21 protein-coding genes are annotated in these 25,888 nt (G+C 43.0%); 18 read left to right on the forward strand and 3 right to left on the reverse strand.

Features of this window, described 5'->3' with window-relative positions:
- Positions 1 to 443: 443 nt before the first annotated feature.
- A complete protein-coding gene (locus DYI03_RS11980; protein ID WP_021668400.1) occupies positions 444 to 980 on the reverse strand; it encodes a cob(I)yrinic acid a,c-diamide adenosyltransferase in 537 nt (178 codons plus the stop codon).
- A gap of 683 nt (positions 981 to 1,663) precedes the next feature.
- Between DYI03_RS11980 and rplU the strand changes: the two genes are divergently transcribed.
- Together rplU and rpmA are read left to right on the forward strand one after the other, a co-directional pair.
- Positions 1,664 to 1,981 (forward strand): 50S ribosomal protein L21, encoded by a 318-nt coding sequence (gene rplU, locus DYI03_RS11985; RefSeq protein WP_004357680.1) that lies wholly within the window; start codon positions 1,664 to 1,666, stop codon positions 1,979 to 1,981.
- A 17-nt stretch (positions 1,982 to 1,998) separates the two neighbouring features.
- Complete coding sequence (gene rpmA / locus DYI03_RS11990) at positions 1,999 to 2,289, forward strand: 50S ribosomal protein L27 (RefSeq protein WP_004357646.1); 291 nt, start codon at positions 1,999 to 2,001, stop codon at positions 2,287 to 2,289.
- Positions 2,290 to 2,627: 338 nt separating this feature from the next.
- Here the strand turns inward: rpmA and DYI03_RS11995 are convergent, their stop codons facing one another.
- A complete protein-coding gene (locus DYI03_RS11995) occupies positions 2,628 to 3,665 on the reverse strand; it encodes a YeiH family protein (protein ID WP_004357620.1) in 1,038 nt (345 codons plus the stop codon).
- Positions 3,666 to 3,931: 266 nt separating this feature from the next.
- On the opposite strand from DYI03_RS11995, the gene DYI03_RS12000 reads away from it, so the two are divergent.
- Positions 3,932 to 4,735: an MBL fold metallo-hydrolase gene (locus DYI03_RS12000; RefSeq protein WP_021668403.1), complete on the forward strand. Its 804-nt coding sequence runs from the start codon at positions 3,932 to 3,934 to the stop codon at positions 4,733 to 4,735.
- 339 nt (positions 4,736 to 5,074) lie between these two features.
- On the opposite strand, the gene DYI03_RS12005 is transcribed toward DYI03_RS12000, so the two are convergent.
- Positions 5,075 to 7,462 carry a TonB-dependent receptor gene (locus DYI03_RS12005; RefSeq protein ID WP_115367979.1) on the reverse strand — a complete coding sequence of 796 codons (2,388 nt, stop codon included), beginning with the start codon at positions 7,460 to 7,462 and terminating at the stop codon, positions 5,075 to 5,077.
- A gap of 112 nt (positions 7,463 to 7,574) precedes the next feature.
- Here DYI03_RS12005 and DYI03_RS12010 point away from each other — a divergent pair, with 112 nt between their 5' ends.
- The 15 genes from DYI03_RS12010 to hemN all read left to right on the forward strand — a co-directional run bounded on the left by DYI03_RS12010 (position 7,575) and on the right by hemN (position 25,832).
- Entirely contained in the window at positions 7,575 to 8,213 is a 639-nt protein-coding gene (locus tag DYI03_RS12010) for a DUF4827 domain-containing protein (protein WP_021668284.1), read from the forward strand.
- A gap of 59 nt (positions 8,214 to 8,272) precedes the next feature.
- Entirely contained in the window at positions 8,273 to 9,664 is a 1,392-nt protein-coding gene (glmM, locus tag DYI03_RS12015; protein WP_021668283.1) for a phosphoglucosamine mutase, read from the forward strand.
- 150 nt (positions 9,665 to 9,814) lie between these two features.
- Entirely contained in the window at positions 9,815 to 10,675 is an 861-nt protein-coding gene (gene map / locus DYI03_RS12020) for a type I methionyl aminopeptidase (RefSeq protein ID WP_021669799.1), read from the forward strand.
- A 207-nt stretch (positions 10,676 to 10,882) separates the two neighbouring features.
- Positions 10,883 to 11,905 (forward strand): tRNA (adenosine(37)-N6)-threonylcarbamoyltransferase complex transferase subunit TsaD, encoded by a 1,023-nt coding sequence (gene tsaD, locus DYI03_RS12025; protein ID WP_004357626.1) that lies wholly within the window; start codon positions 10,883 to 10,885, stop codon positions 11,903 to 11,905.
- Positions 11,906 to 11,944: 39 nt separating this feature from the next.
- A complete protein-coding gene (locus tag DYI03_RS12030; RefSeq protein ID WP_021669800.1) occupies positions 11,945 to 12,493 on the forward strand; it encodes a CinA family protein in 549 nt (182 codons plus the stop codon).
- A gap of 241 nt (positions 12,494 to 12,734) precedes the next feature.
- Positions 12,735 to 13,706, forward strand: a complete 972-nt coding sequence (locus tag DYI03_RS12035; RefSeq protein WP_021669801.1) for an SPFH domain-containing protein — start codon at positions 12,735 to 12,737, stop codon at positions 13,704 to 13,706.
- A 2-nt stretch (positions 13,707 to 13,708) separates the two neighbouring features.
- Positions 13,709 to 13,921: a type II toxin-antitoxin system antitoxin gene (locus DYI03_RS12040; protein ID WP_021669802.1), complete on the forward strand. Its 213-nt coding sequence runs from the start codon at positions 13,709 to 13,711 to the stop codon at positions 13,919 to 13,921.
- On the forward strand, positions 13,908 to 14,378 hold the full coding sequence (locus DYI03_RS12045; RefSeq protein ID WP_021669803.1) for a hypothetical protein: 471 nt from the start codon (positions 13,908 to 13,910) through the stop codon (positions 14,376 to 14,378). The genes DYI03_RS12040 and DYI03_RS12045 overlap by 14 nt, the downstream gene beginning before the upstream one ends.
- Before the next feature lie 269 nt (positions 14,379 to 14,647).
- Positions 14,648 to 16,135, forward strand: a complete 1,488-nt coding sequence (locus DYI03_RS12050; protein ID WP_025064607.1) for a THUMP domain-containing class I SAM-dependent RNA methyltransferase — start codon at positions 14,648 to 14,650, stop codon at positions 16,133 to 16,135.
- Positions 16,125 to 18,338, forward strand: a complete 2,214-nt coding sequence (locus DYI03_RS12055) for a S9 family peptidase (RefSeq protein WP_036870428.1) — start codon at positions 16,125 to 16,127, stop codon at positions 18,336 to 18,338. Before DYI03_RS12050 ends, DYI03_RS12055 begins: the two co-directional genes overlap by 11 nt.
- 161 nt (positions 18,339 to 18,499) lie before the next feature.
- The gene (gene purD / locus DYI03_RS12060; RefSeq protein WP_021669806.1) at positions 18,500 to 19,768 is read left to right on the forward strand and encodes a phosphoribosylamine--glycine ligase; all 1,269 of its coding nucleotides are present in this window, start codon (positions 18,500 to 18,502) and stop codon (positions 19,766 to 19,768) included.
- Between the two features lie 119 nt (positions 19,769 to 19,887).
- Positions 19,888 to 20,832 carry a hypothetical protein gene (locus tag DYI03_RS12065; RefSeq protein ID WP_004356201.1) on the forward strand — a complete coding sequence of 315 codons (945 nt, stop codon included), beginning with the start codon at positions 19,888 to 19,890 and terminating at the stop codon, positions 20,830 to 20,832.
- Positions 20,833 to 21,127: 295 nt separating this feature from the next.
- Complete coding sequence (locus DYI03_RS12070) at positions 21,128 to 23,191, forward strand: TonB-dependent receptor (RefSeq protein ID WP_021669809.1); 2,064 nt, start codon at positions 21,128 to 21,130, stop codon at positions 23,189 to 23,191.
- A gap of 54 nt (positions 23,192 to 23,245) precedes the next feature.
- Positions 23,246 to 24,493 carry an MFS transporter gene (locus DYI03_RS12075; protein ID WP_021669810.1) on the forward strand — a complete coding sequence of 416 codons (1,248 nt, stop codon included), beginning with the start codon at positions 23,246 to 23,248 and terminating at the stop codon, positions 24,491 to 24,493.
- The gene (gene hemN, locus DYI03_RS12080) at positions 24,465 to 25,832 is read left to right on the forward strand and encodes an oxygen-independent coproporphyrinogen III oxidase (RefSeq protein WP_025064608.1); all 1,368 of its coding nucleotides are present in this window, start codon (positions 24,465 to 24,467) and stop codon (positions 25,830 to 25,832) included. The genes DYI03_RS12075 and hemN overlap by 29 nt, the downstream gene beginning before the upstream one ends.
- Positions 25,833 to 25,888: the final 56 nt, after the last annotated feature.

A 25,888-nucleotide genomic window follows, 5' to 3' on the forward strand; every position in this document is an offset into this window, starting at 1 on the left:
TTCGAGAGAATGCCTTTTTTGTTGCCTTGCTCTAATCTCTACCGTCTATCGTCTTTCTTCGCTTTCAATATCATTGAATAAGCGCATAACAGAGCGTGCTACCTGATGCAAAGGTACAAAAAATTAAATATAAAAAGATAAAAGCTCATTTAAATCCCCTTTTCTCTGTAAATAAAGAATTAGGAAGAAATCAAAAAAACCGCCCTTGCACCTACATGCACATGTAAGCAACAAGAGCGGGGTTACCCTAATACATCAAAATTTACCTACATGATGTAGTTTCAGCCCTACGCCAACAAGTTTCTTGGGCGCAATTGCTGTAAATTTTGATATTCTTAGCCATGTAATGAACACTTTCACAAGTGCATACATAATAAAAAAAAACTATTATACTATTACTAAAACAACTAAATCTAATTTTAAATATTTTCTTTTTTCCACTTTCAATGGTCAATACCATCGCGTGAGAGCAAGCCCTTGGTATTGTAATAATGTTTTATTTCCTTCATTTCAGTAACAAGGTCGGCATAGTCAATAAGGCTTTGGGGGCAATAACGCCCCGTTATAATCACCTCCACGTTCTTGTTTCTATTTTCTAAAGCCTCCATAATCTGTTCCAACGACACCAATTCCATGTAGAGCGCAATAGTAATTTCGTCAAGTATTACTACGTCATATTTTCCTTCTCGCAATATTTTTGCACATTCAGCCAATCCGTTTTGCGCACTTTCTTTGTCTTCTTCGTTAGGAACACGCATAATCATACAGCCACAGCCATACTGCTTGACAGTAAGATTGTTAATATAATTTACAACGAGCGTTTCGTTGTATTTCATTTGCTTTATGAACTGACCTACAAAAACCTGCATTCCTGCCATACAAGCACGGATAGCTACCCCTACAGCAGCGGTTGTTTTACCCTTTCCGTTGCCTGTATAAATGTGAATTTGACCACAATCTGCTGTTTTTCTTGTAATCATAAAGATACATGAAATTTTATAAACGCAAGCTCAGCGAAAAGTTTCACTTGTAAATACAACGCTAAGCCTTTGCTATGGTTTCACTTTTTCAAACAAAAATAGGTAGTCCAAATCAATTGGAAAGTTTATTCTTTTTTCTACTCGTTTTTAATCCTAACACAGCGAGTGAGTTATTTTTATAAATAAAATATCTCTACCACTGCAAAAATAGTTATAATCTATAAGACTACAAAATATTTTCAGTGTAAAATTCCAACAAAACGGAATTTTATTGATAATTTAACCAAACAAGAAAAAATTACTATTTGTTAAGAAATTATTGTTTGTACCGATTTCATATTATTACAATGGTGGCGCATACTTTATCATTTTTGAAAAATAAGCATTGAAACGACCAGCAAAAGAAACTCATTGAGAACTTGAAAACCATGCAAAATCGTCATCAATTAGCCTCAAAATTAAAATTTCTATACCGCTTCCATTGGCGTTATGTCTGCTTTCGGACACCTATATAAATAGAAATTCTCGTTAATTATTCCTAAAAATAATCTTTCACCTTACATTCTTCCTCTTAAACGAAAGAAATTTTGTACTTTTGCAAAGTTTTTATGCCGAGTAGGCTCGAATAAGTACAGGAAAGATGCTCTGTCGCCTATCGGTCAAACCGTTTACAATAAATAAAAATGTACGCAATTGTAGAAATTAACGGTCAACAGTTCAAGGTGGAAGAAGGCAAAAAGCTCTTCGTAAACCACATCAGAGAAGCCGAAGAAGGCAAGACTGTTGAGTTTGACAAAGTGCTGCTCATCGACAATGCAGGCACAGTCACAGTTGGCGCACCTACTGTTAGTGGTGCAAAAGTAGTAGCCGAGATTGTGAACCCACTCGTTAAGGGTGAAAAGGTAATCGTCTTCAAGATGAAACGTCGCAAGGACTGTCGCAAGAAGAATGGTCATCGCCAACAGTTCACACAGGTTGAGATTAAAACAATTAACGCTTAAATTTAGGAGGACAAGAAATGGCTCATAAAAAAGGTGTCGGTAGTTCTAAGAACGGACGCGAATCACATTCAAAGCGTTTAGGTGTTAAAATTGGTGGTGGTCAAAAAATTATCGCAGGCAACATTATCGTTCGCCAACGTGGTAACAAACACTATCCTGGTGATAATGTAGCACAAGGTAAAGACGATACATTGTACGCACTCACAGACGGTATCGTTTACTTCCACAAGGGTAAGTACAACAAGAGCAAGGTCTCTGTACTTTCTGAAGAAGTATACGCTGCAAAAACTGTAACACCAGAAGCGTAAAGAAAGCAATTAAAGCTTATTCCAAACAAACAACATAATCCCAAATTTCCGTTGGAAATTTGGGATTTATGCTTTTTATGAATAAACAATTACCAACGATTTAGATTGCACGAGCCCTGTTTTTGGGCATGTAGGGGCGTGATTTTTTCGCAAGCTCAACAACTCGTATCACGTTCCTAACCGCAAAGAATATATCCGTATTTGCTTGTGCGGAACGGGAAAGCAAAGAAAATCTTATAAAAATCAATCTGAAAAAACCATTGATTCTTTCCCCAAAATACGATTTCTCGCTACGAATAGGCAAAAATTCGCTTTGCTTTCAAGAATTTGATGCCCACTTACATTAACGCAGGCACCAAGAATTTTGTTAAATAATAACCACCTACAATGAGCCAAACATAAATGATTGCAGCCAAAAGGAATGGTTTGAAACCTGCTTTCTTGAATTTATCAATGCTCGTTTCTGCTCCTAAAGCGGTCATTGCCATGGTCAGCAGAAAAGTATCCAAGGTAGTAATGCCCTTAACAACATCGGCTGGCAACAAATTCAAGCTATTAAAACAAATAACGAGCAAGAACATAATGGCGAACCAAGGTATTTGAATTTTGGTTTTAGTTCCGTCAGCATTCTCACGAGTAGCAACATCTTTGGCAACAAAGAAAGCTATAACGAGCAACACGGGAACAAGCATCATGACACGTATCATCTTGACAATAATAGCGCTGTCGCTAATGGCAGCACCCATTGCATTGCCCGCTCCAACAACGTGTGCCACTTCGTGAATGGTTGCTCCTGCAAAAAGTCCCATCTGTTGGTCGGACAAATCAAAGATACCTGCTCGGTAAAGTATAGGGTAAAGGAACATAGAAAGCGTTCCAAAGATGACAACAGTAGCCACCGCTACAGCTGTTTTGTAAGGCTTTGGGCGAACAGCTCCGTCTACTCCCATAACAGCAGCAGCACCACAAATAGCAGCACCACACGATGTTAGCAGTGCTATACTGCGGTCCATTTTCAACATTTTACCCACGAAAAGCCCAAAAACAATGGTTACCACCACCACGATAGCGTCAATAATGATAGCAGGAAGTCCCACTGCGGTAATGTCTTGGAAAGTAAGTTTAAAGCCATAAAGTATGATACCGATGCGTAAAATGCGCTTCGAACAAAACACAATACCAGGTGTCCATGTTTCAGGCAGATTGTTGCGCAAACTATTAGCATAGAGCATACCAAGAATAATACCGACTATCATCGGCGAGAACGATAAAGCTTTGGCAAAACTCATATCGCCTAAATAGAAAGCAGCACATGAAAAGAGTGCCATTAAAAGGATTCCGTGGAGCATTGAGCTCCTTTGTTCAGTAATTTTCATAATCGTTTTTTTTTATCATCATTTTTATTCTGTAATCGGCAGACTCGCTATGCTGCAAATGCAACCGCAAGTCTGTCAAAAAAAAACCATACAAAGGTACTCAAAAACAAGGAAACGATGTAATTTTTTCCAAGTTTTTCTGCATCTTTTTTTTATTTTTTTATCATTGTATCGAATGGTAAAAAATGTTGAAACATTGAAAAGTCGTAATCATAATACTTTGCAGTTTTGAATAGTTTTGTTACTTTTGCAGTAAATATCAAACAATGTTCAAATTCATGTCGCTTGGCAGTGGCAGTAGTGGCAATGCCTATCTTCTTTATACCGACACCGATTGCATCGCAATTGACTGTGGATTAGGTATTAGAACTATAAAAAAGCATTTCCACAGCTATGGTTTGCAGCTGTCAATGATTAACAATATAATTATCACACACGACCATGCCGACCACGTTAAGTCGGTGGGGTCGCTCAGCACAGATTATGATATTCCCGTTTATGCCACAAAGATGGTTCACGAGGGTATCAATAGGAATTGGTGTGTAAAGAAAAAAGTGGCTCCGTCTATGGTTCGATTCATCGAAAAGGGTGAAACGAAGCAGATTGGGGAGTTTAAAGTTACAGCTTTTGCCGTGCCACACGATAGTTGCGACTGCGTTGGCTATTCCATTGAGTGCGAGGGAGTTAATTTCACCATTGTAACCGACTGTGGACACATCACTGATGAAATTAAAAAGTTTATTTCTCAAGCCAACTATTTGGTGATTGAAGCCAACCATGAGCCTGAAAAATTGGCAGCAGGTCCCTACCCTAAGTATTTGAAGGCACGCATTGCATCGCAAATAGGACATTTAAGCAATGGAGAATGCGCCCAAGCGATTGTCGAAAACGCTATGCCCCACCTTAAACATGTGTGGTTGTGCCATTTAAGCGACGAGAACAATCACCCAGAATTGGCACGAAAGGCGGTAACAACGGCAATGGCGAGCGTTGGATTGGTGGCTGATGTGGATTTCATGGTCGAGGTTTTGAAACGGAAAACTCCAAGCGAAACCTACGAATTAATATAATTTAGGAGCAAAGTATGTAGGGGCGTGATTTATCACGTTCCTAACCGCAAAGAATATATCCGTATTTGCTTTTGTGGGACGGAATACGAGTGTTGAACTTGCAAAAAATCTCGCCCCTACGCTGCTGTTAGGAACGGAATAAATTCCGCCCCTACATCGATTTGCTATGTTAGGAACGTGATAAATCACGCCCCTACATGCTGTACCCAATATAAAAACAATAGGTTTTGAAACGGAAAACCTATTGTTTTGTGTTTCAAAACCTATTGTTTTGTATTTTAAAGCGGTGGACACGAACTGAAAATGGGGGCGTGTCTGACTTTCAAAGATTTCGTTTTACTAAAATTCTATTGTTACTTTTCCATTGAATTGTCTACCTGTTAAGTAGTTTGGCACTGCATATTGCTGACCCGTTACATCGGTAATCCAGTAATAAGAGTTTACGTTGTTGATGCCAAAGAGGTTCAAGCAATCGAGTCCCAACCAGATGTTGCGGAAGATTGATTTGCGTTTGCCGTCTGTATTGTCGAACAATCGGTAACTCATTCCTATATCGGCACGCTTGTAGGCAGGCGCACGGAAGGAGTTGCTGCTCAACTCTTGGTGGGGCGCAGAGAATGGAAGTCCGTCGGCGTAAGCCAATTTTAGCGACATTCGCCAGCGTGTTGAGCCTGGGAAATAGTCGGTAAAGAAAAGGTTTACGGCAAAGCGTTGGTCGGTAGGCATCGGCACACTGCGGTCTTTTAGTTTCATTCGGGTGTTCATAAAACTGAAAGTGAGCCACGAGTCAGTTCCTGGGACAAATTCTCCAAAGAGTTTAAGGTCTAATCCTGCTGCGTGTCCCGACGATTGGTTGTCGCCATAATAAGTAACTTTCACGTTATCAACCGAATAAGGCACGAGTCGGGAAATGGCTTTATAGTAGGCTTCGGCGGTAAACTTAAACGGTCGGTTGAGCATGGTGAATCGATAACTCATGGACGCCAAGGCATGAATGGACATTTGCGACTTCGTGTTTTTGTTGAGCAAGGCGTAGGTTACGCCATTGACCATGGTTGTGTCGCGCAACTCCTTGTAGAAGGGTGCTTGATAGTAGAGTCCGCCCGCAATACGGAACGAAAGATTGCGGTTCCAGCCTGGTGTGATGTTCAGTGAGACACGAGGCGAGACGATACTCTCTCCGTTGAAACTCCAATGGGCATAGCGCACACCGTAATTCAATCGGAAAAGCGTTGGAATGGAGTCGCGTGTTTGGAAATTCCATGTGTCTTGCAAGTAGGCTTCCATGCGTGTTGCGTTCAAATCGTTGCGCGCTCTCAGCGAATAAATCATGTTCAAGTCGTTGCCTGTATGCGGAACATTGTAGCCAGCAGAGTCTCTGTATTCGTATTCGGCTGAATTTTCTCTAATTTTTTCCCATTTATAAGTGAATGCGCCCTCTATTTTATGCTTGCCAGCACGTTGTTGCACCATGAGTTTGAGGCTCTTCACATCGGCTTTCAGATAGTCGCGCGAGTGCTGCATATAGGTTCCCACACCCAAATTTTCCGATGTTTCGGTTTGGGTGAGCCAATATTGTCCTTGAATATCGTAGCGTTGTTGCTCCTTGGTAGAGAATGCCGATGCGATAAGGGATAGGTCGGTGCGTGGCGTAAGGTGGTTGGTCAGTGCCAAAGACCCAAAGTAGGTGCGAAAAAGGTCTTTCTCTTTGCCGTCAAAATAGACTTTAAACTTCTTCACATTCTGCAATGTACCGAAGTTTGTTTCACGGTCTTCGGGTTCAAACTCATAGTTATTTTCCGAAATATTCCCAATGAAATCTACCTGCCAACGCTTCGAAGGCTGCCAAGAAAGGTAGGTTTGATAGTCGAGGAACGATGGTTTGTATTCGCCTTTTGTTTCCAATGAGCCTAAGAGATACTTGTTGGTTTTATAGCGCAAGCCGTTTGTCCATGTTAGTTTCTTGGTCGATAAGCCGAAATAGCCGCTCGCACCGAGCATAGAGAGGGTGATTGAGCCTTCGGTTCGCTTGGGTCGCTTGTAGGTAATATCGAGTGCCGAACTCATTTTGTCGCCATATTTTGACTCGAAACCGCCTGTCGAGAAGCCTACATGGTCTACTAAATCGGGATTAATGACCGACAAGCCTTCTTGCTGACCACTTCGAACAAGGAAGGGACGATAGACTTCCACATTATTTATATATACCGAATTTTCGTCAAAAGTACCGCCTCGCACGTTGTATTGCGACGAAAGTTCGTTGTGCGACGATACACCTGCTTGGGTTTGTATGATTTCTTCGACCACGTTTCCCGATACGGACGGCGACTTTTTAGCATGGTCTATTTTCACTTCTTCGGTGGTTCCGTGTTGCGTAACCTTTCCCGTTACCACCACTTCATCCATCTGATTGTCGCTTGCCAACTGTATTTGCAACGTTTGTTTGCCTTTTGGACGGCGCAAAACTCTTACTTTCGACTTGTAACCCAACATCGAAAAATGAATTTTCACCGAGTCTTGGCTCTCCAATTGCATACTAAATTCGCCTTTAAGGTTTGTCAAAGTCATCTTTCCTTGCGATGATACCATGACCGAAGCCAACTCGATAGGGTTGCCTTCTTGGTCGGAAATTTTGCCTTGCAGCGTAAATGACTGTCCCATAGCGTGTACAGCACACACCAAAAAGAGGAACATTATAATCGTTAAACGAACTTTTCCTTGTTTCATGCAATGATAACGTTTCTTTAAAAAGATTATTGTATTTTTTCGACTGGTATTTCTTGTCAATCTATTTTCTTTTGCTACCTTTGCAATCAGATTAATAGGTAAGATAAATAAAATGAAGAAAATACTCTTTCTAATGGCTTTGGTGCTTGGCGCAATCACCATTACATCGTGTAACGAGAACGAATCGTATGCCAAACAATTGGAACGCCAATCAGAATCAATCGATGCATTCATCAATAAACACAAAATTACGGTGATTTCGGAATCGCAATTTGCCAATCAAGGCTATAAAACTGACACGACAAAGCACCAATATGTGAAGTTCAACAATAACGGTGTTTACATGCAAATTGTAAATGAAGGGTCAGGAGAAAAGCTAAAGAAAGGCGAAACAGCCACCGTGCTTTGCCGTTTCGACGAAACCAACTTGCTCACCGATACAGTTCAACTCACCAACCGTGCCTTAGCATGGGACGGAATGGTAGATAAAATGATGGTAACCAATACAAGTGGCACATTCACAGCTACTTTCGACGCAAGTTCAAGCGTAATGAAGAGAGCTTACCGCAACACCATGGTGCCTTCAGGTTGGCTTGTTCCACTTACCTATATCAACTTAGGACGCATCGCAAAGCCAGACGATAAGTTGGCACATGTGCGCCTTATCGTGCCTTCAAGCCAAGGTCATAAACATGCAAGCGACAACGTTTACGCTTGTTTTTATGACATAACGTACCAAAGAGGAGTATAAAAAAACAACCATACGCCACGACTGCAAGCCGCTGTCGTGGCTTTAAAATTATATCATTCATGACGCTAATTAAGTCTATTTCAGGTATCCGCGGCACTATTGGCGGACAAACAGGGGACACATTGAACCCACTTGACATTGTAAAATTCACCTCAGCTTACGCTACTTATATCGCAAGCCAACACCCAAACAAGAAACTTAAAATTGTAGTAGGACGTGATGCACGCATTTCGGGCGAAATGGTGAAGAACGTAGTCTGCGGTACGCTCATGGGAATTGGGGTTGATGTGGTTAATATTGGATTGGCAACAACACCTACAACCGAACTTGCTGTGCGCATGGAAGGGGCTGACGGTGGCATCATCATCACTGCTTCGCATAATCCTAGACAATGGAACGCACTGAAATTATTGAACCATGAAGGCGAATTTCTTACGGCTCAAGACGGTGCTGCCGTACTCGATATTGCAGAAAAGGAGAGTTTCCTTTATGCCGATGTAGACAATCTCGGTAGTTACAGAGAGGATAATTCGTTCGACCAACGCCACATTGATGCTGTAAAAGCACTTGAATTAGCTGATTTAGAAGCCATTAAAGCACGCAAATTCCGTGTATGTGTCGATGTTGTAAACTCGGTTGGTGGCGTGATTCTTCCTAAATTGTTAGACCAAATTGGCGTAGAATATACCTTACTTTATGGCGAACCAACAGGCAATTTCGCTCATAATCCTGAACCAATCGAGAAGAATCTCGGTGGCATCATGGACGAAATGAAAAAGGGCGGATACGACCTCGGTATCGTGGTAGACCCTGACGTAGACCGCTTGGCATTCATTCGTGAAGACGGCGTGATGTTTGGCGAAGAATATACCCTTGTTGCCGTAGCCGATTACATTCTCGACCATGTGGCAGGAAACACTGTTAGCAACCTTTCTTCAACCCGTGCTTTGCGTGATGTAACCGAAAAACATGGCGGAAAATACTATGCTTCAGCAGTGGGCGAGGTAAATGTTACCACCAAAATGAAGGAAGTAGGTGCTGTCATCGGTGGCGAAGGCAATGGCGGAGTTATCTATCCTGAAAGCCATTACGGCAGAGATGCTTTGGTAGGCATCGTGCTTTTCCTCAGTTCATTGGCTCAAAAAGGATTGAAAGCAAGCGAATTGCGCAAGACATACCCTGAATATTTCATTGCCAAAAACCGCATCGACCTTACTCCAGAAACCGATGTTGATGCTATTCTTGCTAAGGTTAAGGAACTTTATGGCAACGAAAAAGACGTACAAGTAACCGATATTGACGGAGTAAAACTCGATTTCCCAACCGCTTGGGTGCATCTTCGCAAATCGAACACCGAGCCTATTATCCGTGTTTATAGCGAGGCAGGCTCAATGGAAGAAGCCGACCAATTGGGCAAAAAGCTCATGCAGGTGGTTTATGATATGCAGTAAGCGGTTGAGGGATTAGTCGCGGACCAGTCGGACCAGTCTGACTGATCCGACAACTCCAACAAATCCCCATCAGCAAAATCAATCAGACCTGTCAGACGAGTCTGCCCCGTCCGACTCGTCCCCCTCCAAAATTTTAAAACCAAACAACAAATGATATTAAAGAAAAAGAGGTGGCACTGTCTTCCGGGACAAGAACCCACCGAAATGGACAAAAAAATAATGGAGTTTGAGAAGAAAGGAAAGCTCGTTCCAACCCGCAACCTCATTAAAACTCCCGAACAAATTGAGGGCATTCGCCGTGCTGGCGTCATCAACACAGGCTGTTTGGACGCTGTAGCTGACGCCATTCATATAGGCATGAATACCCAAGAAATCGATGATATATGCATGGCGTTCTGCAAAGAACACAATGCTATCCCAGCATGCCTTAACTATGAAGGTTTCCCAAAGAGTGTTTGCACCAGCATCAACGAAGTTGTGTGCCACGGAATCCCTAAGAAAGAGGACGTTTTAGAGGAAGGCGACATCATCAATGTGGACATGACCTGCATTCTTGACGGCTATTACGCAGACGCAAGTCGTATGTTCATCATGGGAAAAACTACCCCCGAAAAGGAACAATTGGTGCGTGTTGCCAAAGAATGCCTTGAAGTGGGCATGGAAGCAGCCAAACCTTACTCGTTTGTGGGCGACATCGGTCATGCCATTCAGAAGCATGCCGATAAATATGGCTACGGTGTTGTGCGCGACCTTTGCGGACACGGCGTAGGAAACCAATTCCACGAAGAACCAGAAGTAACCCATTATGGTCATCGTGGCACAGGTATGTTGCTCGTACCGGGCATGGTTTTCACCATCGAACCAATGATTAACCAAGGCACATGGAAAGTTTTCATCGATGCCGAAGACCCATACGGGTGGGAAATCATTTCGGGCGACGAACTCCCTTCGGCTCAATGGGAACACACTTTCCTCATGACCGAAACGGGATTGGAGATTTTAACTTATTAAGCTTTCCCCCACCCCCCTCCGTTGGGAGTGGAAGTGCAAATTTTCTTGCTCGTAGGGGCGTGATTTTATCACGTTCCTATTCAGCAAAATAGCTTATTTTTAGAGTGTTAGGAACGTGATAAATCACGCCCCTACAAGCAAGGGCATTAGCCACCACCCCCTCTCCCATCTGAGAGGGTTGGGGAGAGTCTCTTTTAGAAATTTATTATGGACACATATATATTAGGAATAGAAAGCAGTTGCGACGATACGAGTGCAGCAGTATTGCGCAATGGCGTGATACTGAGCAATGTAACGGCTTCGCAAGATGTGCATAAAGCCTACGGAGGAGTAGTACCTGAATTGGCTTCACGCGCTCACCAGCAAAACGTTGTACCCGTTGTAGACCAAGCCATTAAGCGTGCAGGTATCACCAAAGAACAACTCTCAGCCGTAGCCTTCACTCGTGGGCCTGGTTTAATGGGTAGTTTGCTCGTTGGCGTTAGCTTTGCCAAAGGTTTTGCACGCTCATTGGGCATTCCGCTCATCGATGTAAACCACTTACAAGGTCATGTTCTCGCCCACTTCATCAAGGAAAGCGACGACGACACCAACCAACCTCCTTTCCCTTTCATCTGTTTGCTCGTTTCGGGCGGTAACTCTCAGATTGTCAAGGTGAATGCTTACAACGATATGGAAGTGTTGGGTCAGACCATAGACGATGCAGCAGGCGAGGCAATCGACAAATGTTCGAAAGTCATGGGCTTAGGTTATCCAGGTGGGCCTATCATCGATAAGCTCGCACGACAAGGCAATCCAAAGGCTTACAAGTTTGCCGAACCTAACGTTGCAGGCTACGACTATTCGTTTTCGGGACTGAAAACATCGTTCCTTTACAATCTTCGTGAATGGATAAAGGACGACCCCGATTTCATAGAAAACCATAAGGTAGACCTTGCGGCAAGTCTTGAATTTACCATTGTTGATATTTTGATGAAGAAACTCCGCAAAGCCGTTAAAGATACTGGCATTAAGCACGTTGCAGTAGCAGGTGGCGTTTCGGCAAACAATGGTTTGCGCAATGCTTTCCACGACCATGCGGCACGTTTCGGGTGGACAATTTATATTCCAAAATTCTCTTACACCACCGACAACGCAGCCATGATAGCCATGGTAGGAACTTTCAAATATCAAGACGGAAAGTTTGCCACTATCGATATGCCTGCTTTTAGTAAGGTAACTTTTGAATAATTTTTTTTAACCCCTCTTTTAAGCGACAAAACATAGAAAATGGAATTTGAAAGCAAAATATTATCACGCCAAATAGGCGACCTTCTTTACGCATCAGGCTTCTCACTCGGTACGGCAGAAAGCTGCACAGGCGGACGCATCAGCGAAACCATCATTGCCATACCTGGTGCATCGAATTATTTCAAAGGCGGCATCGTGTCGTATAGCGAAGAAACCAAAATGAATTTATTGGGTGTAAAGGCTGAAACTTTGCAGGAACACACTGCCGTAAGCGAACAGGTAGCACGCGAAATGGTAAGCGGTGCTATCCGTGCGCTCAACGTAGACTATGCCATTTCGGTTACAGGAACAGCTGGACCAGGTGGCGGCACAGCCGAAATTCCTGTTGGCACAATATGGATTGGCTATGGCGACAAGAACGAAATACGCACGATGAAACTCACAGAAGACTTCGGTCGCGACATCAATCTTGCCATTGCCACCAACAAAGCCATTCGCCTCATGCTCGATTTCCTCACCGAGAAGTTAGCACCCGAAACTAACAACGACGAAACCGATGTGGCTGAAATGACAGGCGTAAAGTTGTAAAGCGCGGATAAACAGAAAAATACATAAAACCCATTGTTTTGACCATCAAAACAATGGGTTTTATGTATGAAAACAACCTATTTTGTGGGTAGCTAGTCGGGACTAGTCTGACTAGTCTGACTTAATAGTTAAAAGATGATAAAATTTAGTTCAAAATAGATTGTTTTTAAAACAAAAAATACTATCTTTGCAATATCAAAATGATATTATTTTTTAAGAACTAATTTTAAACAATACAACTATGGAGAAAAAAGAATTTGCATTCAAAGGAACTATCCTCAACGGATTTCTCATGCTCACACTAACCCTTATTACCCTTTTGGGTTCAATTACTGCCGCAGTTTACGGATTTATTGAATTAGATGCCGACAAAACTACCACTGGAGTTTTGCTTTTGGGCGGTGCTGTGATGGGAATTATTTTGTTTATCCTTCTATGTTGCGGATTTATAAGAGTCGAACCTAACGAAGCACGTGTAATGATGTTCTTCGGCGAATATAAAGGTACGTTTACACAAGTGGGATTTCATTTTGTAAACCCATTCATCAACACGAAAAAAATGTCATTCCGTGCAAGAAACATTGATGCAGATCCTATCAAGGTGAACGATAAAAACGGTAACCCTATCATGATAGGTATGATGCTCGTTTGGCGATTGAAGGATTCTTACAAAGCTATCTTTGAAATTGACTCAGAGACAATGGCAAAGTCGGGCAACGAAGAAGCCATTACCAACAAGGTGAGCGACCTTATGCTGGCTTTCGAACGTTTCGTTAAGATTCAAGGCGATGCTGCTTTGCGCCATGTTGCAGGTCAATACGCTTACGACAATATGGACGATGAAACCATCACACAAACCCTTCGAGAGAATAGCGAAGAAATTAATAAACTCTTAGAGCAAACCCTTGACGAACGATTGGATATGGCTGGTATAGAAATTGTTGAAGCACGCATCAACTATCTTGCCTATGCACCAGAAATTGCTGCCGTAATGTTGCGCCGCCAACAAGCCAGTGCCGTGATTGCAGCACGTGAAAAGATTGTCGAAGGAGCTGTTTCAATGGTCGATATGGCATTGAAAAAACTCGACAATGAGAACATTGTGGAACTCGATGAAGACAAAAAAGCAGCTATGGTAAGCAACCTTATGGTGGTACTTTGTAGCGAAACATCAACCCAACCCGTTGTAAATTCAGGCACGTTGAATATGTAATAATGGCAAAAAAAGATAATAACACAAAAAGTTTCATTCTCCGTGTTGATGCCGACACCATGGCAGCAATCGAGAAATGGGCGGCAGACGAGTTTCGTTCTACCAACGGACAGCTGCAGTGGATTATCACAGAAGCACTTAGAAAGGCACGTCGTCTGCCAAAACAAAAGAAAAGCGTAGCAAAAGAAAAGGAAAACGACAATGACAAATCTTAAAAACGTAAGACTTAGACGTACTCGCCAAAGTACAATCTTTGAGATAGTGGCAGCCCTTTGCTCACTTTTCTCATGGATTATTGTGAGCATAGCCGTAGCAAAAGGCAGATTAGGCGCAGAAAAATTTATCACTATCAGCCTCTTGTCCCTTGCATCTACCTTTATGTTCTATTCGGCTTATCGTCCCGGTGCACGTTGGATAAGAAGCCACTACCAGCCAAAGACAATGCAACAACTCATTGCAACGAGTAAATTTTTTCGTATCTTGGGTTTAGAAGATGGCATACTATGCCTGTGCATAGCAGTCCTTTCACTAATAAAACTGCCCACATCCATAGATAAAATTTTGGGTACGAGCATTATAGTCATGTTCCTCGGCACGAAGATTTACATTGACCGAAAATATAAAGAAGTGAAAAAGGTCGAAAAAGCAGTACAAAAAAAGGAAAAACAATAGGTTGTAAACATTCTTTTCCTATGACTTACACACCTTGTCTATGAAGGTGTATCCTCAAAAAAATAGCCTTATGCTCAACTATTCTGCAGCGTAAGGCTGTTTTTTTTATAATAATACTTGTTTTTCAATGGAAATCATTATCTTTGCACATAGATTCCAACCAATGAAAAAAATTGGGCGAAAAACATGAAAGAGAAACAATAATCAACAAATATAAACATAAAAAAGCTGGCAGTAGAAACATTGACAGCATTTCAACAAACAAATTAATGGAAGAATTTGAACTCATTGCCAAAACCTTTATGGGACTTGAGCAGGTTTTGGCTCAGGAGCTCACCCAACTGGGTGCTAACAACGTGCAAATAGGACGACGAATGGTGTCGTTCACAGGTAACAAAGAAATGATGTACCGAGCTAACTTCCAGTTGCATACGGCTATACGAGTACTAAAACCAATCGCACACTTTAAAGCAAATAGTGCGGAAGATATGTACGATGAGGTAAGGAAAATCGATTGGAGCAAGTATATCCTCAAAGGGAAAACATTCTCTGTCGATTCTGTTGTCTACTCAGAAGAGTTCAAAAACTCACGATTCGTAACCTATAAAGTAAAGGACGCTATCGTAGACCAATTTCGTGAAAATACAGGAACACGACCAAATATCTCGGTGAGCAACCCTGACATTCGACTAAATATTCACATTGCCGAAGACAAGGCTACACTTTCCTTAGACTCAAGTGGAGAATCATTGCATCGCCGTGGCTACCGACAAGAAAGCGTTGAAGCTCCATTGAACGAGGTTTTGGCTGCGGGCATGATTCTTATGACAGGCTGGAAGGGCGAAACCGATTTCATTGACCCTATGTGTGGTTCAGGAACATTACCTATTGAGGCGGCACTCATCGCAAGAAACATTTCGCCTGGCGTATTCCGCAAAGAGTTTGCATTTGAAAAATGGGCTGATTTCGACCAAGATTTGTTTGATAGCATCTACAACGACGAGTCGGAAGAACGAGAATTTACCCACCATATCTATGGTTACGACACCGATATGAAGGCTGTAAACACGGCAAAGCTTAACGTTGCAGCAGCAGGATTCTCGAAAAACATCACCATTGAGCATAAAGATTTCAAGAACTTTACGCAACCAAAGGACAAGAGCATCATTGTGATGAATCCACCATACGGCGAACGCATCTCAACCCCTAACTTGTTGGGAACTTACAAGATGATAGGCGAACGCTTAAAGCATCAGTTCATGGGCAACGAGGCATGGATTCTTTCTTATCGTGAAGAATGTTTCCGCGAAATAGGATTAAAGCCAAGCATTAAAATCCCTGTTTACAACGGTTCGTTGGAATGTGAGTTCAGAAAATACCAAATGTTCGACGGCAAACTCAACGAGTTCCGTGCCGAAGGAGGCATTGTAAAGACCGAAGACGAGAAGAAAGAAATGGCGCAGAAGCATCGTTTCAAGAAAAATCGTGAATTTAAAAAACGCTTAGACGATACCGAATCAAACGAAGAGGGCGATATTCGCTCGTTCACTTTCCATAGTTTCGAACATGAAAGACCCGATTTTGGAAAGAAATTCAACGAGAAAAGAAAGCCACGCAGAAACTTTGGCGACGACGACCGCTTTGGCGATGACTATAAATCATTCAAAGGAAAGAAAAACTTTGGTGGAAAGAAGTTTGACAAAGGTGGCAAAGGTGGTAAAAACCGATATAAAAATTTTGATACAAATGAAGACTAACACTTTAATGGTGGGGGCAATATTAGCTGGATTCATGGCTTTTGCACAACCTACAAACATCATGGCACAGAAAAAATTTACACTCGAAGAACTTAATTTCGGAGGTAAAAACTTTCAAAAAATGCGTGCTGAAACTCGCTACACTACATGGTGGGGCGACCAATTGGTTCGATTGGACAAAGAACAATGCACAATTGTGAACACAAAGACGCTGAAAGAGCAAACACTCTTCACACTTAGCGACTTAAACGCATGGCTCGGAGATAGCAAAAGCAAGGTTCGTGCGCTTTATAGCATTGCTTTTCCTGATGCCAAAAAGCCTGTTGTAAAGGTGAATACAGGCAAAGAAACATTGCTCGTAAACTTTAAAACAAAGAAAATAGAGCAGCGTTTTGAAAACGTTACAGAGGCGCAAGCAGCCGACCGCAACGCTGTTTCTGGTGCATTGGCTTACGTTTTAGAAAATCAACTCTACGTTTCTAACAACGGACAAACCAAGCAATTAACCTCTGACGGCTCTCGTAGCATCGTTTACGGACAAGCGGTACACCGTGATGAGTTCGGAATTAAAGGCGGATTGTATTGGAGTCCTAACGGCGAACGCCTTGCTTTCTATCGCATGGATCAAAGCATGGTAACCGATTTCCCACTTATCAATGTTCAAGAAGTAGATTGGACACCTAAAAAGGGTGAATCTCGCATGGCAACACCAGAGCCAACTCCTTACCCAATGGCTGGCGAAACCTCTCATAAGGTTACCGTAGGTGTTTACGACATCAATACTTCAAAGACCGTTTACCTCAAAGCTGGCGACCCAACCGACCGCTATTTCACCAACATACAGTGGAGCCCCGACAATAAAACCATCTATATGTTTGAGTTGAACCGCGACCAAAACGATTGCCATTTGGTTTCTTACGATGCACAAACAGGCGATAAAATTGCAGAACTCTACCACGAAACTGATGCAAAATATGTTGAACCAAGCCACCCTATCCTTTTCTTGCCTTGGAACAGCAACCAATTTGTGATGCAAAGTCAGAAGGACGGCTACAACCACCTCTACCTTTTTAATAAGGACGGCAAGGAGTTGAAGCAAATTACCAAAGGCAATTTTGTTGTCATGGACATACTCGGCTTCAACGAAAAGGCAAAGTCTATCATCTATGTGTCTAACGAATGCAGTCCTATTCAGCGCAACACATGGAGCGTAAACGTGGCAAACGGAAAGCGCACCTTGTTGGATAATGGTCGTGGATACCACTATGCACGATTGAGCGAAGGTGGTAACTACTTGGTAGACAACTATTCTGAACCAAACGTACCACGCAAAATAGACATCGTATCCATCGGAAATAAGCCTGAAATTAAGAACTGGCTCACTGCAAAAAATCCATGGGCAGGCTATAATATCCCTGAATTTACATCGGGTTCGATAAAAGCTGACGACGGCAAAACCGACCTTTATTGGCGCATGGTGAAGCCTATTGGTTTCGACCCTAATAAGAAATATCCAACCGTTGTGTATGTTTACGGTGGCCCTCATGCCCACAACGTTGATGCAAGTTGGAACTATGGCTCACGTCCATGGGAAACTTACATGGCACAAAAGGGCTATTTGCTTTTCATTCTTGACAACCGTGGTAGCGAAAATCGTGGCAGAGCCTTTGAACAAGCTACCTTCCGCCAGTTAGGACAAGTTGAAATGCGCGACCAAATGGCTGGTGTAAACTATTTGAAATCACTCCCTTACGTTGATGCAGACCGCATCGGTGTACATGGTTGGTCGTTTGGTGGCTTCATGACTATTTCTTTGATGACCAACTACCCTGAAACTTTCAAAGTAGGTGTAGCAGGTGGGCCTGTAATCGACTGGAAATGGTACGAGGCAATGTATGGCGAACGCTACATGGACACTCCACAAACCAACCCAGAGGGTTATGCAAAGACATCGCTCTTGAAGAAAGCAAAGGACTTAAAAGGCAAATTGCAAATCATTACAGGTTTGAACGACCCTGTGGTGTTGCCACAACATTGCTTCACTTTCCTCAAAGCATGTATCGGAGTAGGCACACAACCTGACTTCTTCGTCTATCCTGGCGAACCACACAACATGCGTGGACACCAAAGTGTGCATCTACACGACCGCATTACACAATATTTTGAAGATTATTTGAAGCCGCTCAACACCCCTACTCGTTAATAAAAAGAGTAGGAAAGTCGTTGAAAATAAAAGAAATGGGCAGCAGTAAAAGGCTCATTATCAAGGAAAAATAATAATAGAATAATAAAAAAATACTTCCTTAAGCATAGAAAATATGTACGCCCCTCCCAACGGAGGGGTTGGGGAAGGCTCTTTATTTTATGAAAATACTACTCTTAGGCAGCGGCGGACGTGAACACGCCTTAGCATGGAAGATTGCACAAAGCCAACAATGCGATAAGTTATTCATTGCCCCTGGTAACGCAGGTACAACCGATTGTGGCGAAAATGTAGCCATTGGGGTGAATGAATTTGACCGATTGAAGACTTTTGCAATTGAAAATCAAATCGATATGGTGGTTGTAGGTCCCGAAGACCCATTGGTAAATGGTATCTATGACAGCTTCAAAAACGATGAAACCACCCAACATATAGCCGTTATTGGCCCTTCAAAGGCTGGTGCAGTGTTGGAAGGTAGTAAGGATTTTGCCAAAGCTTTCATGAAGCGACACAACATTCCAACGGCTGCTTACGAAACTTTCGACGGTACTACCATCGACGAAGGTTTGAAATTCTTGGAAACATTGAAAGCTCCTTACGTTCTGAAAGCCGACGGATTGGCTGCTGGAAAGGGAGTTTTGATACTTCCAACTTTGGAAGAAGCCAAACGAGAATTGAAGGAAATGTTGGGCGGAATGTTCGGAAACGCATCGGCAAAAGTAGTTATCGAAGAGTTCCTTTCGGGCATTGAATGTTCAGTTTTCGTACTTACCGACGGCACAAACTACCAAATTCTCCCTGAAGCCAAAGACTATAAACGCATTGGCGAGGGCGATACGGGTTTGAACACAGGCGGTATGGGTAGTGTTTCGCCTGTTCCTTTTGCCGACAAGGCATGGCTCGACAAGGTGGAAACACGCATCATCAAACCTACTGTAGACGGCTTGAAAGCAGAAGGAATCGACTATAAAGGTTTTATTTTCTTCGGTCTTATCAACGTAGAGGGCAACCCTATGGTGATAGAATACAACTGCCGCATGGGCGACCCAGAAACAGAAACGGTCATGTTGCGCCTCAAAAGCGACATTGTAGACCTTTTCAAGGGAGTTGCCAACGGCAGTATCAGCGAATGTAAGGTAGAGTTTGACGACCGTTCAGCCGTTTGCGTAATGCTTGTAAGTGGCGGTTATCCTGGTAGTTACCAAAAGGGTTACACCATCGAAGGCATCGAAAAAGTAGACGGTTCAGTAGTTTTCCACAGCGGTACAGCCTTGAAAGACGGCAACATCGTAACCAATGGTGGACGTGTTATCGCCGTTTCGTCCTACGGAACTAACAAAGACGAAGCCTTGAAAAAGAGTTTCACAGAAGCCGAAAAGATAGATTTTAAGGATAAATATTTCAGAAAAGACATCGGCAAAGACTTGTAGTTTTTCCTAGGAGAACTAGAAAAACTAGGAGAACTAGGAAAACTAGGAAAACTAGGAAAACTAGGAAAAACTAGAAAAACTAGGAGAACTAGGAAAAACTAGAAAAACTAAAAAGAAAAATGGCACAAAAGCGCATTCAAAATATCATTGCAGAGAGTCGTTGGTCGCTCACCATTATGTCCGTTTGCGCCATTGCGGTGTGGTCGGCAGTGGCATTGACCAACATCTACGTCCTTCCCTCGCTGCTCTGTATGCTCTTCTCCACCTTCTTGATGATGGAGTTGAACAACACCAATGCGCTCATTCGCATTTACAGTCGCATGGTTTCGTGCTGCTATATGGCATTCACAACGATGGCAACCTTCCAATTTATTTCCTACCGAGCAGCCATTATTGTGCTTTGCATTGTGGGTTTCTACACTTGTATTTTCCGTTGCTATCAAGATTTTCATTCACCAGGTTGGACTTTTTATGCCTTTTTGTGCTTTGGACTGAGCAGCATTGTGTGGGTGCAAACCTTTTATTTCTTGCCTATTCTATGGATTTTAATGGCGACAAACCTCTTAGCACCGAGCGCAAAAAACTATGTTTCGTCCCTCTTTGGCATACTATTGCCCAACATTGTGGCAATCGGTGTAAAGCTTTATTTAGGCGATTTGCAGAGCATTATCGACCATTTCGGAAACTTAATCGTATTTGAAAAATTCTTCGATTACGGCATTCTCTCGATTGGCGAAATCGTTACTGCACTATGGGTTATTCTCTGTGCTATCATCGGAACGACCCATTTTATACGTCAAAAGCGCAGCGATAGCATCAGAAACCGCATGCTTTATGGAATGTTCATAACCATCAATTCTGCTGCTATCATCAGCCTTTTCCTTCAACCCCAACATTACGATGCCTTATTGGGTATCATGATAGCCTCAACCTCCCCTCTTTTAGCGCATTTCATCGCTTTGACCCACACCAAACTCACCAACTTTGTGTTCAAGCTTTTGCTACTTGGAACGATTGTTATTATGGTTTTCAACCTTATCAACTCGCTCAATTTCCTCAGATAAGACCTAAAAACACGTCCCTATACTAGGAAGACTAGGAAAACTAGGAAGACTAGGAAGACTAGGAAAACTAGGAAAACTAGGAAAACTAGGAGGACTAGGAGGACTAGGAGAACTAGGAGAACTAGAAAAACTAGAAAAAACTAGCCCCCTAGAAAAAACAAGCAGTGCCACATGGGCAAATCTGCCATGCTCCCACCCTAAATAAATCCTCATAAAAGAGGATTTTATTTTTTATAAAATCTTAGTAATTTTGCAGCCGATTACAAAACATTAATATTTTACACCTTTCGCAACAATGTTAACGAGCATTTTATTCATTGCGGGATTAACGATGGCAACACCGCCCGAAAAAATCGATACAACGGTATCGAAGCACATCGAGTTAGACGAAGTAACAATAACTGAGTTCAAACAAAACAAACACAATCTGACGCCTTCTTCTATCTCTGTGGCAAACGCTACACTGATTGGCAACCAAGGATTGAACAGTCTTAAAGAATTAACGGCAGTAATGCCCAATTTCTTTATGCCCGACTATGGTTCAAAGCAAAACACACCCGTTTATATCCGTGGCGTTGGTGCTAAAACCAAAGGTCCTGCGGTAGGATTCTATGTTGACGGCATTCCTCATTTCGAAAATTCAGCGTTCGACATCGACCTCTCTGATGTTGCCGATGTGGAAGTTTTCCGAGGTCCACAAGGTACGCTTTACGGTCGCAATGCCATTGGCGGTATCATCAACGTACACACCATTTCGCCTTTTGCCTACCAAGGTTCTCACTTAAAGATAGGTTACGGAAGTCAAAACGACATTACCGTTCAAGCAGCCAACTACACCAAACTTTCGTCTCAGTTTGGTTTTTCCATTGCGGGCGGCTATCACCACAATCAAGGTTTCTTTACCAACGAGGCTACAGGCAAGAAAGCCGACGGAATTGATGAAGGTTTTGGACGCATCAACCTTTTGTGGCGACCAGCAGACAATTGGTTTTTCCGCCTGAACTCTATGCTCAATTATTCTGACCAAGGGGGCTATCCATACGGAACTTACAACAAAGAAACCAATGAGGTGGCAAACGTGAACTATAACCGTTTCAGTTCCTACCACAGACTTATCTCTACTTCGGGGCTCAACGCTCGTTACGATGGTGAGCATTTCAGTTTCAACAGTCAAACGTCTTATCAGTTCATCAAAGACAGCCAAGGCATTGACCAAGATTTCATGCCACAAGACTTTTTCTTTGTGCGCAACAAAATCAAACAGAACATGGCGAGCCAAGAGTTCACCCTCAAATCGAATGACAACAGCCGCTATCAGTGGATTGTAGGTGCTTTCGGCATGATACAAAACATCGATAACAACGTTGAGACACAATATATTAAGAAAAATCAAGGGCAACCTGCCACAAGCAAAATCCCTGTTTATGCCTTTGCGCTTTATCATCAGTCGTCTTACAACATTTGGAAAGGACTTTCTGCCACCTTGGGGTTGCGCTTCGACTATGAATATGCCAAACAAGATTATCACAAAGACGCCTACCAACTCACTACCAACGACGGACGAAAGGTGTTGAAAGATTTTCATAGTAGCTTGCATTTCAGTCAGATTACACCAAAATTTGCATTGCAATATCTGACTAACCAGCAAAATCTCTTCTATGCTTCGGTAACAAGAGGCTACAAAGCAGGCGGCTTCAATCAGTCTTTCCGCACCGACGACGAACGTACCTACACCCCAGAGTTTAATTGGAACTACGAAGTAGGTGCAAAAATCAAACTTTTGAACCAAAAACTCATGGCAGAAGTGGCTTTGTTCTACATTGATTGGCGCAACCAACAAGTCAATCTCACCGTTCCTGGCGTGGGAAACATTCTCCACAATGCAGGACACTCCGACAGCAAAGGTGTGGAAGTATCGCTCTCAGCCCAACCTATACAGGGTTTGAACCTCCAAATGAGCTACGGTTACACCTATGCACGCTTCATAGATTACCAAAAGAACGAAAAAGTAAACTACGCCCACAACCTTCTCCCAATGGTTCCACGCAACACTTTGGGTGTAAATGCCAGTTATACGCTCGTTCCACGCAACAATAAAATCGTTGACGAGGTGGTTTTCAGCTGCGGAATGACAGGAGTTGGCAAAATATACTGGACGGAAGACAATGCCGTATCGCAAGATTTCTATGCACTACTCAATGCAAAGATTAGTGCCACCCGTGGCATCTTCTCTTGGGAACTATGGAGCAAGAACCTCACCGACACCACTTACTCAACTTATTGCTTTAAGTCGTCGGCTTATTACGCACAATTGGGCAAACCAATGAGCTTTGGCACATCGCTCATCGTGCGCTTCTAAAGGTGAATTTTAAGAAATATCACCATAAAATATAGCCCCATCTAAAAAGAAAAAATGCGGAATAGGGTATCCATAAAATCTTTTGCACAAGCAGATGCGCTGACCCTCGGCACATTCTTCTTTCTCTATGTGGCTCAATCCATACCTTCGAGCTTCTTATCCACGGCATTGCAAGTGCTGATGCGTGAAAATCATTTCTCGCTATCCGACATCGGACTCTTGCAACTCGTAAAATTGCCGTGGATATTGAAGTGCTTTTGGGCGCCCGTTTTAGACCGCCATTTGCTCACAATGGGGCATTACAAACGTTGCATCATATCGTCGGAACTGGCTTACGCCGCTATTTTGCTGTGCTTGGGGTGGTTCGATATTCGCACAGATATTTACCTCATCATCGCTTTGGTGATACTCTCGATGGTGGCTTCAGGTACACAAGACATTGCTACCGACTCGTTGGCAGTGCTTTCCTTCAAGAAAAGCGACAAAAGCATGGTCAATAGTATGCAGTCGATGGGCAGTTTTGGCGGTACATTAGTGGGCAGTGGCATTCTTTTAATGGTACTTCATCGCTACGGCTGGCACGTTGTGCTGCCTTGTTTGGCAGCCTTTGTCTTAATGGCACTTATCCCTTTGATGTTCAATCGGAAACTAACCATTACGGAAAAGCCTAAGGCACAACGAGCGAAACTATCTGATTTCGTGTGGTTTTTCTCGCAAAAAGGCATTTGGAAGCAAATCGTTTTTTTGCTTCTTTACTATGCCTCGCTCATTGGTATCTTGTCAATGTTGCGCCCTTATTTGGTGGACAATGGCTACAACATGAAGCAAATCGGCATGATGAGCGGACTTTTAGGTACGGGTATGGCGTTCATCGCCTCGTTTTTTGGTGGACTTTGGATACGCCGCATGGGACTTTATCGGGCGCGCATCGTCATGGCTGTTTTCACTTTCCTAACAACGCTCTATTTTGTGGTGCTGTCTTACGTAGAACCTACCCTACTTTTGGTTTGCATCGGCATTGTATTGCTGTGGAGTAGCTACGGCTGTGCCACGATTGTGGTCTATACTTCGGCAATGAACAAGGTGCGTGAGGGTCGTGAGGGTACCGATTTTACCATTCAAACCGTCCTTACCCACATCAGCGGAATGCTCATGGCGATTGCCAGTGGCATGGTTGCCGATAGTTTTTCCTACCACGTCTTGTTCCTTACAACCCTATTGGTGGCTGTGGCATCGTTATTTTATGTTCTAACGCTATTCAAAAAAGATAAAAATGAATCTCCAACTGCTCGAAAAATATAATATTCCCGTTCCACGATATACCAGTTATCCGCCTGCAAATTATTTCCATGATTTGTCGGCTGATGCGTTTTTATCTGCTATCGAGCGTTCCAACCACGACAAACACCAACCTTTGGTGTCGTTTTATTTGCACATTCCATTTTGTCGCCACCTTTGTCATTATTGTGGTTGCAACTCTTATGCGATGATGAACGATGATGTAGTGAGAGAATATGTCGATGCGTTGCACCGAGAAATAGACTTGGTGGCAGCTCGTTTGGACGGAAATAGGAAAATTTCGCAAATCCATTATGGTGGCGGAAGCCCAACGGCTATCCCTATAAACTACATCAAGGAACTCAACGACCATCTGCTTTCATTGATGCCTGTCATTGATAAACCTGAAATAGCCATTGAATGCCACCCTGGTTATCTGACCATTGAGGATTGGGAGCAGTTGGTTCAATGTGGTTTCACACGTTACAGTCTTGGCATTCAAGACTTTGACGAGCGAGTACTCAAAGCAGTTAATCGTCGTCCATCGCTCCTTCCAGTGGGCGAAATCGTGTCGTTGCTGCGTGAATCGGGTGCCAATATCAACATGGATTTACTCTATGGACTGCCTTATCAGACCCCTTTGTCGTTCGAAAAGACGGCAGAACAAGCGGCTAACTTGCGCCCCGACCGCCTCGTAACGTTCAGTTATGGGCATGTGCCTTGGGTTCACAAACGCCAACAGATACTCGAAAAATTGGGATTACCAGCAGGCGACGACAAGCAAGAAATGTATAGCCGAGCCGCAAACGTACTCCACCAGGCAGGTTATCAAGGCATCGGAATGGACCATTTCGTTTTGCCTGACGATGAACTCAATATCGCTTTGAAGAACAAACAGTTGCATCGCAACTTTCAAGGCTATTGCACTTTGCGCACAACGGGACAGGTTTATGCCTTTGGAGTAACTGGAATCAGTCAGTTAGGCACTGCTTATGCGCAAAATGGGCGCGACATTCGCACTTACATTGACACCATTCACGACAACCGTTTGTACGTTGAGCGAGGCTATGCCCTATCACGTCAAGAACAAATTGTGCGTGAAGTGATTGAGGCAATGATGTGTAATTATCATTTTTCATGGTCGGAAATTGCTGCAAGACTATCGGTTTCGGTCGATGAAGTGAAGGGTGCAGTGAACTATAACCTTGACAAACTCAAGGAAATGGAAGCCGATGGACTGCTCGTTCTCGGCGAAGATGCCCTTTCGATGACCGAATTTGGGTCGCCTTTCGTGCGAAATGTGGTGGCAGCACTTGACCCATTGATGATAAATTCGGAGAAAAAGTTTTCAAAACCAATCTAATGGAACAGACTAACATGGAGGAAACAAGACTGAAAAACATGGAAAAAACGGCAAAA

Origin of the sequence: Prevotella disiens (assembly GCF_900454955.1) — a bacterium.
GTDB lineage: Bacteria > Bacteroidota > Bacteroidia > Bacteroidales > Bacteroidaceae > Prevotella > Prevotella disiens.